Source organism: Streptomyces pseudovenezuelae (assembly GCF_029892565.1).
Taxonomy (GTDB): Bacteria; Actinomycetota; Actinomycetes; order Streptomycetales; family Streptomycetaceae; genus Streptomyces; species Streptomyces pseudovenezuelae_A.
On sequence record NZ_JARXVH010000002.1, the window covers coordinates 31,062 to 43,713 of the forward strand.

Sequence of the window (12,652 nt, forward strand, 5' to 3'; positions counted from 1 at the left end):
CCGGTCGGTTCAGTGCCGTGCGGCGACGGGCACATCGTCGGCCGGCGCGGACGCGGCCACGACGTGGCCGGTGGTGCCGCGGGTACGGCGGTCCAGGGCCGCGGCCAGGAAGGCCAGCAGCAGCGCGGAGCCGGACAGTAGGGCGCCTATCCAGTTCGGCGACGTGTAACCGAGCCCGGCGGAGATGACGACACCGCCCAGCCAGGCGGCCAGCGCGTTGCCGAGGTTGAAGGCGCCGATGTTGACGGCGGAGGCCAGGGTCGGGGCGGCCGAGGCCTGGTCGAGTACCCACTTCTGCAGCGGGGGAACGGTGGCGAAGCCGAGGGCGCCGATCAGAGTCAGCGTGATCGCGGCCAGGGCCTTGTTGTGCGCGGTCACCGTGAACAGCAGCAGCGTCGCGGACAGGGCGGCGAGCGCGGTGAACAGCATCGGCATCAGCGCGCGGTCGGCGAACCGGCCGCCCAGCAGGTTGCCCAGGAACATCCCGACCCCGAACAGGACCAGCAGCCACGTCACCGCGCCGGCCGAGTAGCCGGCCACCTCGGTCATCATCGGGGTGATGTAGGTGATCGCCGCGAAGACACCGCCGTAACCGAGGACGGTCATCGCCAGCGCGAGCCAGACCTGGACATTGCGGAAGGCGGCGAACTCGGCCCGTACGTCAGGGGACTTGGGCCGGCCCGCCTCGGGGACGAGCTTCGCCAGACCGAGCAGCCCGACGATGCCGAGCGAGGCGACGAGGACGAACGTGACGCGCCAGCCGGCGGCCTGGCCGATGTAGGTGCCCAGCGGGACGCCGACGACGTTGGCGACCGTCAGTCCCATGAACATCAGGGAGATCGCGGAGGCCTTCTTCTCCGGGGCGACCAGGTCGGCGGCGACCACGGAGCCGATGCCGAAGAACGCGCCGTGCGCCAGGGAGGCGATCACGCGGCCGATGAGCATCACGCCGAAGCTGGGGGCGAAGGCGGACAGCGCGTTGCCGACCACGAAGAGCCCCATGAGGAACATGAGCATCTTCTTGCGGGAGACCTTGGTGCCCAGGATGGTCAGCAGGGGTGCGCCGAGGACCACACCGAGGGCATAGCCGGAGACCAGCCAGCCGGCGGTCGGGATGGAGACCCCGAAGTCACCCGCGACCTCGGGCAGCACGCCCATGATCACGAATTCCGTGGTGCCGATCCCGAAGGCCCCGATGGCCAGGGCCAGGAGGGCGAGAGGCATGGGATGAACCTTCCAGGCGATTGCGTGTGTCGCTTACGAGCGTCAACAATAATTGCAGACGCGGTATAAATGCAAATGCAGGTAAGGTCGAGGGCGGGTAGCGCGCGTTTGCAAGCATGTGGGCGGGCGGGTGTGAGGACATGCGGGCGTGAGGGCATACGGGAGCCCTCGTGGCGAAAGTGCCGCGAGGGCTCGACGTCTGGATCTGGGGCCGAAACCCGGGGGTCAGGCAGCCACGCGGAGCGTCTCGACCGCCTTGACCAGCGGGGCGAGCTCGGGATTCGACGCGGCCGCGTCGAGGGCCTCGCGCAGGGCGGCCTCGCTGGTCGGACGGGCCTCCTCCAGCAGCTTGAAGCCGGCCTCGGTGACGTTCGTATAGATCCCGCGCCGGTCGGTGGGGCACAGGTAGCGGGTCAGCAGTCCGCGGTCCTCCAGGCGGGTGACCAGCCGGGTCGTGGCGCTCTGGCTGAGTACGACCGCGTCGGCGACCTGCTTCATCTGCAGATGCCCGCCGTCGCCGTCGTGCTGCCGGCTCAGGACGTCCAGCAGTGAGTACTCGCGCACGCTCAGGTCGTGCGCCGCCTGCAGGGCGCGCTCGATGTGCGCCTCGATCCTGCCGTGCAGCAGCGAGAGGGCGCACCAGCCCTGGGCGAGCGCGGTGAGCGCCGGGTCCGTCGCGGTCATGGCCTGGGTCCTCCGTCGCGTGATGACTGGGATCCAGGATAGGGGATCGGTGAAATTACCAGCGGAAGCATGTAGCGCGCGCATGCAATGAGTGGCGGTCGGTGCGGGTCCGGTGTCCGCCGGTGCGGCTGATATACACGTACGGTGACGGACGACTCCAGTGGATTCCAGGCAGGACAGACGGGCCTCGTGGTGCTGATTCCCGAGGCCGAGCCGGTGGTCCGGACGTGGCGTGAGCGCCTCGATCCCGCCGCCCGCGCGGGCGTCCCGGCCCATGTCACCGTCGTCTTCCCGTTCCTGCACGCGGATCTCATCGACGACGGCACGCGTGCCGCCCTCGGTGAACTGGCCGCCCGGCACCCGGCCTTCGACGTCCGCTTCGAGCGCTGCGGCCGCTTCCCCGGCGTCCTGTACCTCGCTCCGACCCCGGACACACCGTTCCGCCGGCTCACCGATGCGGTCGTCGAACGCTGGCCGGAAGCCCCGCCGTACGGCGGCAAGTACGAGCCGGTGCCCCATCTGACCGTCGGCCAGGTCAAGGACGAGGCCGCCCTGGACGAGGCGGAGGCGGGCATCGGTCCGAGCCTCCCCGTCACGGTTCACGTGGCGTCGGTCGACCTGGTGGTGTTCAGCGGTACGGAGTGGCGGTTGCAGGCGTCGTTCCCCCTCGGACAGCCGGGCGTAACCGGGCAGTTGGACGGAACGGCTCGCTGACCACCCCTCGACGTCGGCGTCAGTCAAGTCGTGCGCGAGTTGCGGTGACCTCTACGGGCGAGCCAAGTGCCGCATCGTCAGCGCCAGTTGGAGCCTGAGCCGGCCCTGCGGTGTGCGTACCGGCCAGCCCAGCAGGTGCTCCGCCTGGGTCAACCGATCCTGGAGCGTGGAGTGGTGGACGTTGATCTCGGCAGCGGCCCCCCGCTGACTCGCCGTCGCGGCCACGGCGTTGAGGGTGGCCAGCAGCCAGGGCAGGGCGGCGGCGGCCGCCTCGATCGCGTGCACGTCGGCCGGTGGATCGTCGCCCGGTGCGATCAGCCCGGCGAGGAGGGCGATGCCGCCCAGCTCATCGGCGTAGATCACCCGCGGGCCGGGGTCCTGCGCGGTGCCGTCGGCCGTGAACCGCAGGGCCGTGTGGGCCTCGGCCCACGAGCGCGGCAGGTCGAGCACGGGGACGGCGGGGCCCACGCCGACGCGGCCGAGGGGGAGCTCCGCGCCGGCGGTCAGCAGGCGGGGTCTGCCGTCGGACGGGGCGAGGGCGCGTACGCGGACGGCCGGGTCGGTGGGGTCGACGCCGAGGAGACGGGCCGCGTGCAGCCGGGCGTCCTGCGGAACCGTCGCGTCCAGCAGCGTCTCGACCAGTGCCGGGTCGTCGGCGAGCGAGGCCGGTGCGCGGCCCCGGGTGCGGTCCAGGACGAGCCGGACGGCACCCGCGGCCCGCTCCAGGATCACCGCGTCGACGACACTGGGTTCCCCTTCCGGGCGCTCCAGCCACAGGGCCGGGACACCGCCCGGCTCCAGCGCGGCGGACGGCCAGGCCGAGTCCGGCACGCCGTCGACGTCCTTGCGGGTGCCGTCGGGCTCGACCCGGACCCGCACGCGCCGACCGCCGTCGACGAGCCGCGCCGGGCAGCCGGCCAGCACGGCGGCACCCCGCACCAGGGTCTCCAGACCGGCCCTGGCCTCGGCCAGGTGATCGAAGTAGGAGATGACCTGCACCGCGGCTCCGGCGTCCGGGTCCAGCGCGGTCAGTCGTCCGGCCAGCTCTTTCATACGTTCATGGTCCTCCATGACGCCGACGTGGGGGAGTCCCGCTAGGCGCGCGATGCCGGCTCTTCGGCCGCCCCGGGGGAAGGGCGAGCGGCGGTTCAGGGGTGGGAGAGGACGTGGGAGGACGTGGACGGAGGCTGAGGGGCGAGGGAAGCCGTGGATCAGGATGCCCCGTCAGCCCGTTCCTCCGCCCGCCGGGGCGCCCCTCACTCGCCGATGAGTCGCCGCAGCCAGTTCAGCCGTGCCGCCCCGGTCGACTGGGACATCGCCGCCTGCGGGGCGAAGCCGTCGTAGCCGTGGAAGCCGCCCGGCCATACGTGCAGTTCGGCCACCCCGCCGGCCTGCCAGATCCGGGAGGCGTAGGCGACCGCCTCGTCGCGGAAGGTCTCCGCGGAGCCGACGTCGACGAAGGTGGGCGGCAGGTCGGCGAGGTCGTCGGCGCGGGCGGGGGAGGCGTAGGGGGAGACGTCCGGGCCGCCGCGCAGTTCGCCGAGCAGCGCCGTCCAGCCGGTGTCGTTGGCTGTGCGGTCCCAGACGCCGAGGCCGGCCATCTGATGGGCGGACGGGGTGTCGTTGCGGTCGTCGAGCATCGGGCACATCAGTACCTGGCCGATCGGGCGCGGGCCCTTGCGGTCCCGGGTCAGCAGGCCGAGTGCCGCGGTCAGCCCGCCGCCGGCGCTGGCGCCCGCGATCACGATCCGCTCCGCGTCGCCGCCCAGCTCTGCGGCGTGCTCCGCCGTCCAGACCAGCCCGGCGTACACGTCCTCGATCGGCGCCGGATGGGGATGTTCCGGTGCCAGCCGGTACTCCACGGAGACGACGATCGCGTCCAGTTCCTTCGCCCAGTCCAGCGCCGCGGTCACGCCGGTCTTGTTGTCCCCGATGACCATGCCGCCGCCGTGGACGTGGTAGAAGACCGGCCGGGTGCCCACGGCCTCGGCGGTGGGGCGAGCGATGAACAGTGAGATGTCCGGCGCGTCCTGGGGGCCGGGCACCGTACGTTCGTCGAGCTCGAAGAACCCGCCGACGGTCAGGTCGAGCTCGGCCAGCATCTGGATCCCCATCCCCTCGCGCATCGCGGTGATGTCGTCCATGGTGAGACCGGGCGAGATCACGTCCTTGATCAGCTCCAGGGCGGCGGCGAGCTCGGGGTCGAACGGGGGCGGAACCAGGGTCATGACGTCTCCTCACGCGGGGCGCGGCGGCTCTCACGTGCCATGGTCGGCGTGCCGCTGCCGTCCGGCCCGCCGCCGTCCGGCGGAAGGTGCCCGCCGAATGGCGGGCGGACGGCGCGAAACCGCCTCGTTGCCCGTTGTTCACCTGTACGTGGTGGAAGAGATCACACGTCGCGACAACGCTGACCAGACCTCTCAACGCTCCAGGAGTACCACCCGTGAACGTCTCCCTCACCGTCTGGCTGCTGACCGTAGTGGCCCTGTGCGTGCTCGTCGCCGTCGACTTCTTCATCGGCCGCAAACCTCATGACGTGTCGGTCAAGGAAGCCGGGGTGTGGACGGTCGTCTGGGTGGTCCTGGCCTGTCTCTTCGGGGTGGGGCTGCTCGTCTTCGGCGGCGCGGGGCCCGCGGGCGAGTTCTTCGCGGGGTACGTCACCGAGAAGTCGCTGAGCGTCGACAACCTCTTCGTCTTCGTCCTGATCATGGCGAAGTTCGCGGTGCCCTCGCAGTACCAGCAGCGGGTGCTGATGGTCGGCGTACTGGTGGCCCTGGTGCTGCGGGCCGGCTTCATCGCGGCCGGTGCGGCGATCATCTCCACCTTCTCCTGGGTGTTCTACCTCTTCGGCGCCTTCCTGATCTGGACCGCCTGGAAGCTCATCCAGGACGCGCGCAAGGATGGGCACGAGGAGGACTACCAGGAGAACAAGCTGCTGAAGGCGGTGGAGAAGCGGTTCGGCGTGGCCGACCGGTACCACGGCACCAAGCTGTGGGTCGAGCAGAACGGCAAGCGGGTCATGACCCCGATGCTGGTCGTGATGCTCGCGATCGGCTCCACGGACGTCCTGTTCGCGCTCGACTCGATCCCGGCCATCTACGGGCTCACCCAGGACCCGTACATCGTGTTCACCGCCAACGCCTTCGCCCTGATGGGTCTGCGCCAGCTGTACTTCCTCATCGGCGGCCTGCTCAAGAAACTGGTCCACCTCAGCTACGGCCTGTCGATCATCCTCGGCTTCATCGGCGTCAAGCTGGTGCTGCACGCCCTCCACGAATCCGGCGTGCACGTCCCGGAGATCTCCATCCCCTTCTCCCTCGGCTTCATCGTCCTGGTCCTCGCGGTCACGACGATCACCAGCCTGCGGGCGTCGAAGAAGCAGGAGGAGCGGGAGGCGGCCCGTCCTTGACTTCGAGAGCGCTCGAAGATCTAGCGTCACGGGTGACGGTCCAGGCGTGGGTGAACGGAGACGGACATGCGTGTGGGTGTGCACATCAACCGGTTCGACCACAGTGGGGGAGGCCCCGCGGTCGGGACGGAACTCGCGTCGGCCGGTCGGGCGGCCGAGGCGGCCGGGGTCAGCTGGCTGTCGGTCATGGACCACTACTTCCAGATGGAGTTCAACGGCGGCGCCGAGGCCCCCATGCTGGAGGCCTACACGACCCTCGGCTACCTCGCGGGGCAGACCTCCACGGTGCAGCTCGGCGGGCTGGTCACCGGCGTGACGTACCGCCACCCCGGCCTGCTCGCCAAGATCGCCACCTCGCTCGACGTGCTGTCCGGCGGCCGTGCCACCCTCGGCATCGGCGCGGCCTGGTACGGCCGCGAGCACGAGGGCCTCGGCGTGCCCTTCCCGCCGCTCGCCGAGCGCTTCGAGCACCTGGAGGAGGCCCTGCGCATCTGTCTGCAGATGTGGGACCCGGCGAACAACGGCCCGTTCGAGGGCAAGCACTACCGGCTGGCCGAGACCCTGTGCGTACCGGCGCCGGTCAGCGCCCCTCGCCCCGAGATCATGATCGGCGGTGGCGGCGAGAAGAAGACGCTGCGCCTGGTCGCCCGCTACGGCGACGCGTGCAACCTCTTCGCGACCTCGCCGGACGAGGTGCGGCACAAGCTCGACGTGCTGCGCGGCCACTGCGACACGGAGGGCCGCGACTACGACGCGATCCGCAAGACCGTCGCGTACAGCGGAGAGGCGGTCAACGAGGGCGATCTCGACGCCTTCACGCGGGACATCGCGGGCTACACCGGGCTCGGCATCGACACGGTCATCCTCTCGCCGCGCCTCGGTGAGACCTCCGGCTGGATCGAGAGCTTCGTGGCGCCGGCCGTTCAGCGGCTGGCCGGGCTCGACTGAGCGGTGGCGGGGCGGCTGCGCGAGACGATCCGCACACCGCGGTCGTCGACGTTCCTGACCTGGAGCGAACCGCAGCCGCAGCGCGTCCACAGGGTGAGCCCCGCCGCTGTGACGTGCCGGGACAGCACCTGGAACGGTTCGGCGCCGTCCGGCCATCCGCAGTGCGGGCAGCCGGTGCCGGTCGGGCTGGTCATGGCAACTCCTCGTACCTCGTGGCTGGTTGACCGTCGCGACACAGCCAGAGTGCGGCCCGACCTCCGTACACGTCCAGGTTGACTTTGCGGACCCGACCTTGAAGCGTGGGCTTCATGATTGATCTGCGCCGGCTCCACGTCCTGCGCGCGGTCGCGCACTACGGCACGGTCACCGCGGCCGCCCGCGCCCTGCACTTCACCCCGTCCGCCGCCTCCCAGCAGATCCGCCAGCTCGCCCGCGACCTGGACGTCGACCTGCTCGAACCGCAGGGCCGCGGGGTACGGCTCACCCCGGCCGCCGAGAGCCTGCTCGCGCACGCCGACGCCATCCAGACCCGCTGGGAACAGGCCGAGCTGGACCTGCGTGCCGATCACGGCTCTCCCGGCGGCCCGTTGCGGGTGAGCGGCTTCCCGGTGGCCGTGTCGGTGCTGCTGGCCCCGATGGCGGTGCGGCTGCACGAGCGGCATCCACGGCTGTCGGTCCGCATCCAGGAGGCGGGTGTGCCGGAGAGCTTCGACCAGCTCTTCGAGGGCGAGGCCGATCTGGCGGTCGTGGAGGCCACCCCGCACAACCCGCCGCTCAGCGACGCCCGCTTCGATCAACAGCCCTTGCTGGACGACCCGTTCGACCTCGTCGTACCCGAGGACCACCCGCTGGCGGGGCGCGAGCGCGTCGACCTGGCCGACGCGGCGCACGAGGACTGGATCGCCCCGGTGCCGGACAGTCCCTGCCGCCCGCACGTGCTGTCGGCGTGTGGCGAGGCCGGCTTCAGCCCCGGCGTCGTGCATCACGCGCTGGACTGGAACGTCACCGCCCACCTGGTCGCCCACCGGCTCGGCGTGGCCCTGATCCCGAGGCTCGCCCAGCTCACCCCGCATCTGCCGATCACCCGCGTCCGCTGCACGGGCAACCCGCACCGCAAGCTGCTCACCTGCACCCGCACCGGCGGCCGGGACCGCCCCGCGGTCGCCGCCGCGCTACGGGAACTGCGCGAGCTCGCGCCGACGGCGGTGGCCTGAGGGACGAGGTGGGCCGAACGGCCGGAAGGGGCCGGAGCCCGTGGCTCCGGCCCCTTCCGGGATATTCGCTTGCAGATCAGGCGGCAACCGTCTCGCCCGCGTGCCCGTGCAGACGGGCGATCACCTCGGTCACCTGCGCGGCGACCTCGGCGTCGTCGGCCGGGTGGGTCTCGGCGAAGCGGACCACGGAACCGGGGATGGAGAGCTTGAGGTCCTCGATCACCTTGCCGCCGGCGATGCCCACGGCCTTGCGCGCCTCATCCTGCGCCCACACGCCGCCGAACTGGCCGTAGGCGGTACCGACCACGGCGACGGGCTTGCCGCCGAAGCCGCTGGCACCGTAGGGGCGCGACAGCCAGTCGATGGCGTTCTTCAGGACGGCCGGAATGGTGCCGTTGTACTCGGGGGAGAAGAGCAGGAAGGCGTCGGCGGCCTGGGCGGCGGCACGCAGCTTGGCGGCGGCGGGCGGCACGTCGCCCTCTACGTCGATGTCCTCGTTGTAGAAGGGGATCTCGGCCAGGCCCTCGAACAGTTCGACGTCCGCGCCCTCCGGGGCCAGCTTCACAGCGGCCTCGGCGAGCTGGCGGTTGTGCGAACCGGCACGAAGGCTGCCGACGAGCGCGAGGATGCGAACAGACATGGGGGACTCCAGAGGGGGGTGCTGAAACATTGCCGTTACGATCCGGACCGAGGTCCGTTTAATTTCTAGCACCCTAAGCGGACTGCGGTCCAGTTTTGTTCCCATGCTTTACGCTGTCTTCATGTCCGCCACCCTGCCGCCCATCCCGGCGCCTCAGGAGCCCGTCGGCGAGCCGGAGTTGTTGCAGCTCAGCGCCGCTGAGGACGAGCCCTGCCTGCGGGCCGACGCCGCGCGCAACCGGGCCGCGCTGCTGGAGGCGGCCACCCGGCTGATCGCCGAGCACGGCGCGGCCGGGGTCACGATGGAGGCGGTGGCCGCCGCGGCCAAAGTGGGCAAGGGGACCGTCTTCCGTCGCTTCGGCGACCGGACCGGACTGCTGATGGCCCTGCTGGACCACTCGGCGAAGAAGCTCCAGGCGGACTTCCTCGGCGGCCCGGCCCCGCTGGGACCCGGGGCCCCGCCTCTGGAGCGGCTGCGGGCGTTCGGTGTGGCGGTGCTGTACCGCACGCACGAGCAGTTGGATCTGCAACTGGCCGCCCAGCCGGAGCCGACCCGCAGGTTCGGCCTGCCGCCGACCCGGGCGCTCACGATGCACGTCACCGTTCTGCTGCGGCAGCTCGTGCCGGACGCCGACTGCGAACTGCTGGCGCGGATGCTGATGGGTTACCTCGACCCCGCCCTGATCCACCACCTCACCAAGCAGTGCGGGATGCCCATGGACCGGCTGGAGGCCGGCTGGGTCGACCTCGTCGCGCGCGTGACCTGTACACCGCAGTCCCGCTGAGTCCGGCTCAGCCGTGGTGCGAGCTGAAGAAGTCGACCAAGCCCTGCGGGGCGTCGTCGCGGAACATCAGGACCCCGTTCGCGGCGGAGTCCGCCGCCGCCTCTTCGCTGCGCGGGAACAGCTTCGCCTCATAGGCGGCCAGTGCGGCTTCGGTGTCGCCGGGGTGTGCGGCCAGCGCCTGGCCCAGTTCGGCCCCGTCGAACATGGCCAGGTTGGCGCCCACGCCCGCGAACGGTGACATCAGATGGGCCGCGTCGCCCAGCAGCGTGACCCCGGGCACCCGGTCCCAGCGGTGTCCGATCGGCAGGGCGTGGATGTGCCGTGGCACCAGCGGTCCGTCGGCGTCGCCGATCAGCGCCCGCAGGCTCTTGTCCCAGTCGTCGAAGTGCCCCAGCGTGTACGCCTTCGCCGCCTCGGTGTCCGTGAAGTCGACGCCGTCGAACTCGTCCTCGGGGACGCTGATCGCCACGTAGATGTGCAGACTGTCGTCGGTCTCGCGGTGGCCCAGGAAGCCCTTGCCCGCGCCGAGCGCCATCAGCATGCCGTCGCCGACGACCTCGGCGCTCACGGGATGCCGCAGGCGGGCGTCGGGGAGGTCCGCCTCGACGAACGAGATGCCGGTGTACTCGGGCCGCGCGTCCGAGAGCAGCGGCCGCACCTTGGACCAGGCGCCGTCCGCGCCGATCAGCAGATCGGTCGTGAAGGAAGTGGCGTCGGCCAGCGTCACCTCGTGCCGGCCGCCGTCGAGCGGGCGGGCGCCGGTGACCTTGGCTCCCCAGCGGACGGTGCCCTCGGGCAGTGAGTCGAGCAGCAGGTCGCGCAACTGACCGCGGTCGACCTCGGGGCGCCCGCCGTTGCCGTCGTCGGGCGTGTCCACGAGGACCGTGCCGTCGCGGTCGAGGACGCGGGTGGCCTCGCCGCCCGGGTTGACCAGCGTCAGGAACCTCTCGTGCAGACCTGCCGCGCGCAGCGCCGGCTGGCCCGAGTCGTCGTGGATGTCGAGCATGCCGCCCTGAGTGCGTGCGGCGGGGGAGTCGTCGAGGTCGAGGACGGCGGCCTCGATGCCGTTCACGTGCAGGACCCGGGCGAGCGTGAGCCCGCCGAGTCCGCCTCCGATGACGGCGATGGGGTGGTGAGGGGTGGTCATGGTGAACCTCCTTGAAAGGGGCGGGACTTGAAGGGGTGGCATGGGGGGCGGAGCGACGTCAGTCGGGTACGGCGGTCCGCTCGATACCGGTGATCAGTGCCTGGAATCCCCACGACTGGCGTACCGGGGGTGCTCCCGAGAGCAGGGTGTCGGCGAGTGCGGCGAGGTGCGGGTGTGTCTGGTCGGACACCTCGTGCAGGGCGCGGGTCAGGGTGTCCCAGTCCTCCTGGGTGGCCTCGTCCGCGGAGTGCTCGGCTGCCGTCGCGGTGGCCTGCTGGAGCAGCATGTCGACACCCCACGCGGCCTGCGCCGGCGGGACGCCGCCCTCGTCGAGCAGGGTCAGCAGCGTCTCGATCAGGGTCAGGTAGTGCGGCCCGCTCGGCCGGGCGGTGAGCGCGGAGCGGGCCAGGCTCGGGTGCTCGAAGAGCATCGCGGTGTACGCGGTGAGGACCCGCTCCAGCCGCTCGCGCCACGTGCCCTCGGCCGGGACGGGACCGATGGTGCCCAGCAGCTCGTCCAGGACGGCCGCGTGCAGCTCCGCGGTGTTGCGCACGTAGACGTACAGCGAGGCCGGGCCGGTGTCGAGCTCCTGCGCCAGGCGCCGCATGGTCACCTTCGGCAGGCCCTCGGCACGCAGCACGGCGACCGCGGCGGCCACGATGCCCTCCCTGGACAGGGCGGGCTTGGCCGGACGCTCGCGGCGGCTGCGGGGGATGTCGGGGCGGTCTGTCATGCCTCCACGGTAACGAACATGTTCGTTGAGAACAAGTTCGTGACGAACATATTCGTTGTAGGCCGAGTGTGGCCTCCGACACAGGTTCTGCAAAGATGCCGTACGTCATGGTGCAGATACCGAACACGCCCGCGCTCGCGTCCCCCGCCGCGCGCCCCGTGCCCACGAGCGCCGATGTGGCCCGCCTGGCCGGAGTCTCGCGCGCGACCGTCTCCTACGTCCTCAACAACACCAGCGCCGTACGGATCAGCGAGCCCACGCGCCGCCGTGTCCACGAGGCCGCGAAGGAACTCGGGTACGTGCCCCATGCGGCCGCCCGCAGCCTGCGCGCCGGACACAGCCGCCTGGTCCTGATGCCCGCCCCGACCATCCCGGTCGGCCCGCTCTACAGCCAGTTCATCAACGAACTCCAGTGGGCGCTCGGCCGCCTCGACTACACGGTCGTCCAGTACGGCACCGTCGGCCTGCAGGGCGACGAGGCCGCCCGCGCCTGGGCCGAACTGCGGCCCGTCGCCGTCCTGGTGCCCGGCGCGGGACTCGGCCCGCAGGGCGTGACGGTGCTCAAGCGCTCCGGTGCCCGGGCCGTCGTCACCCTCGGCCCCGAGTCCGTCGAGGGCGCCCACGCCCTGCTCATGGACCACGAGGCCGTCGGCTTCTGTGCCGGCCGCCACCTGTACGACCGCGGCCGGCGCCGCGTCGGCGTCCTTGTCCCCGAGGAGGGCGGCCTGGAGCCCTTCTCGCTGCCCCGCCTGAAGGGCGTGCGCCGGGCCTTCGACGGCACCGACGCGGCGGTCACCGACCTGCTCCTCGCCTACGACGAGCAGGCCGCCGCGCGCCTCGCCGCCCGCTGGCGCGCCCTCGACCTCGACGCCGTGTTCGCGTACAACGACGAGTACGCGATGCTGCTGATGCGCGCCCTGCAGGACGAGGGCGTCCGCATCCCGGAGGAAACGGCCGTGATCGGCGCCGACGACCTCGTGCTCGGCCGGCTGCTGCGGCCCCGGCTGAGCACGGTGCACATCGAGCTCCCGTCCGGCCGCGACCTCGCCGAACTGGTGGACCGCGCGGTGCGCGACCCGGGTGCCGCGCCCGAGACGCACGAGGTGCTGGGCGCCACGGTGGTCCACCGCGACTCCAGCTGAACCCACAGGAGGC

At 71.5% G+C, this 12,652-nt stretch carries 14 protein-coding genes; 6 read left to right on the forward strand and 8 right to left on the reverse strand.

The genetic code is table 11. The features are described from left to right. Positions 1-9: 9 nt before the first annotated feature. Positions 10-1,224: an MFS transporter gene (locus tag M2283_RS04840; protein ID WP_280874756.1), complete on the reverse strand. Its 1,215-nt coding sequence runs from the start codon at positions 1,222-1,224 to the stop codon at positions 10-12. A 225-nt stretch (positions 1,225-1,449) separates the two neighbouring features. Continuing rightward, positions 1,450-1,908 (reverse strand): MarR family winged helix-turn-helix transcriptional regulator, encoded by a 459-nt coding sequence (locus M2283_RS04845; RefSeq protein WP_280874757.1) that lies wholly within the window; start codon positions 1,906-1,908, stop codon positions 1,450-1,452. 144 nt (positions 1,909-2,052) lie between these two features. Here M2283_RS04845 and M2283_RS04850 point away from each other — a divergent pair, with 144 nt between their 5' ends. Then, positions 2,053-2,622: a 2'-5' RNA ligase family protein gene (locus M2283_RS04850; protein WP_280874758.1), complete on the forward strand. Its 570-nt coding sequence runs from the start codon at positions 2,053-2,055 to the stop codon at positions 2,620-2,622. 51 nt (positions 2,623-2,673) lie between these two features. Here M2283_RS04850 and M2283_RS04855 read toward each other — a convergent pair whose 3' ends face one another. Both M2283_RS04855 and M2283_RS04860 read right to left on the reverse strand, forming a co-directional pair. Beyond that, complete coding sequence (locus tag M2283_RS04855; RefSeq protein WP_280874759.1) at positions 2,674-3,675, reverse strand: helix-turn-helix domain-containing protein; 1,002 nt, start codon at positions 3,673-3,675, stop codon at positions 2,674-2,676. Positions 3,676-3,878: 203 nt separating this feature from the next. Then, entirely contained in the window at positions 3,879-4,850 is a 972-nt protein-coding gene (locus tag M2283_RS04860) for an alpha/beta hydrolase (protein WP_280874760.1), read from the reverse strand. A gap of 215 nt (positions 4,851-5,065) precedes the next feature. Here M2283_RS04860 and M2283_RS04865 point away from each other — a divergent pair, with 215 nt between their 5' ends. Both M2283_RS04865 and M2283_RS04870 read left to right on the forward strand, forming a co-directional pair. After that, positions 5,066-6,031 (forward strand): TerC family protein, encoded by a 966-nt coding sequence (locus tag M2283_RS04865; protein WP_280874761.1) that lies wholly within the window; start codon positions 5,066-5,068, stop codon positions 6,029-6,031. A 66-nt stretch (positions 6,032-6,097) separates the two neighbouring features. Continuing rightward, on the forward strand, positions 6,098-6,979 hold the full coding sequence (locus M2283_RS04870) for an LLM class F420-dependent oxidoreductase (protein ID WP_280874762.1): 882 nt from the start codon (positions 6,098-6,100) through the stop codon (positions 6,977-6,979). Here M2283_RS04870 and M2283_RS04875 read toward each other — a convergent pair. After that, positions 6,955-7,173, reverse strand: coding sequence for a hypothetical protein (locus M2283_RS04875; RefSeq protein WP_280874763.1), 219 nt, complete (start codon positions 7,171-7,173; stop codon positions 6,955-6,957). The two genes, M2283_RS04870 and M2283_RS04875, sit on opposite strands and share 25 nt — an antisense overlap. 114 nt (positions 7,174-7,287) lie before the next feature. Here M2283_RS04875 and M2283_RS04880 point away from each other — a divergent pair, with 114 nt between their 5' ends. Beyond that, entirely contained in the window at positions 7,288-8,193 is a 906-nt protein-coding gene (locus M2283_RS04880) for a LysR family transcriptional regulator (protein WP_280874764.1), read from the forward strand. A gap of 76 nt (positions 8,194-8,269) precedes the next feature. Here M2283_RS04880 and M2283_RS04885 read toward each other — a convergent pair whose 3' ends face one another. Continuing rightward, the gene (locus M2283_RS04885) at positions 8,270-8,833 is read right to left on the reverse strand and encodes an NAD(P)H-dependent oxidoreductase (RefSeq protein ID WP_280874765.1); all 564 of its coding nucleotides are present in this window, start codon (positions 8,831-8,833) and stop codon (positions 8,270-8,272) included. Positions 8,834-8,936: 103 nt separating this feature from the next. Here M2283_RS04885 and M2283_RS04890 point away from each other — a divergent pair, with 103 nt between their 5' ends. Then, positions 8,937-9,617 carry a TetR/AcrR family transcriptional regulator gene (locus M2283_RS04890; RefSeq protein WP_280874766.1) on the forward strand — a complete coding sequence of 227 codons (681 nt, stop codon included), beginning with the start codon at positions 8,937-8,939 and terminating at the stop codon, positions 9,615-9,617. Positions 9,618-9,624: 7 nt separating this feature from the next. Here M2283_RS04890 and M2283_RS04895 read toward each other — a convergent pair whose 3' ends face one another. Further along, the gene (locus tag M2283_RS04895; protein ID WP_280874767.1) at positions 9,625-10,764 is read right to left on the reverse strand and encodes an FAD-dependent oxidoreductase; all 1,140 of its coding nucleotides are present in this window, start codon (positions 10,762-10,764) and stop codon (positions 9,625-9,627) included. Between the two features lie 58 nt (positions 10,765-10,822). Next, entirely contained in the window at positions 10,823-11,497 is a 675-nt protein-coding gene (locus M2283_RS04900; protein ID WP_280874768.1) for a TetR/AcrR family transcriptional regulator, read from the reverse strand. A 107-nt stretch (positions 11,498-11,604) separates the two neighbouring features. Between M2283_RS04900 and M2283_RS04905 the strand changes: the two genes are divergently transcribed. After that, positions 11,605-12,639 (forward strand): LacI family DNA-binding transcriptional regulator, encoded by a 1,035-nt coding sequence (locus M2283_RS04905; protein WP_280874769.1) that lies wholly within the window; start codon positions 11,605-11,607, stop codon positions 12,637-12,639. Positions 12,640-12,652: the final 13 nt, after the last annotated feature.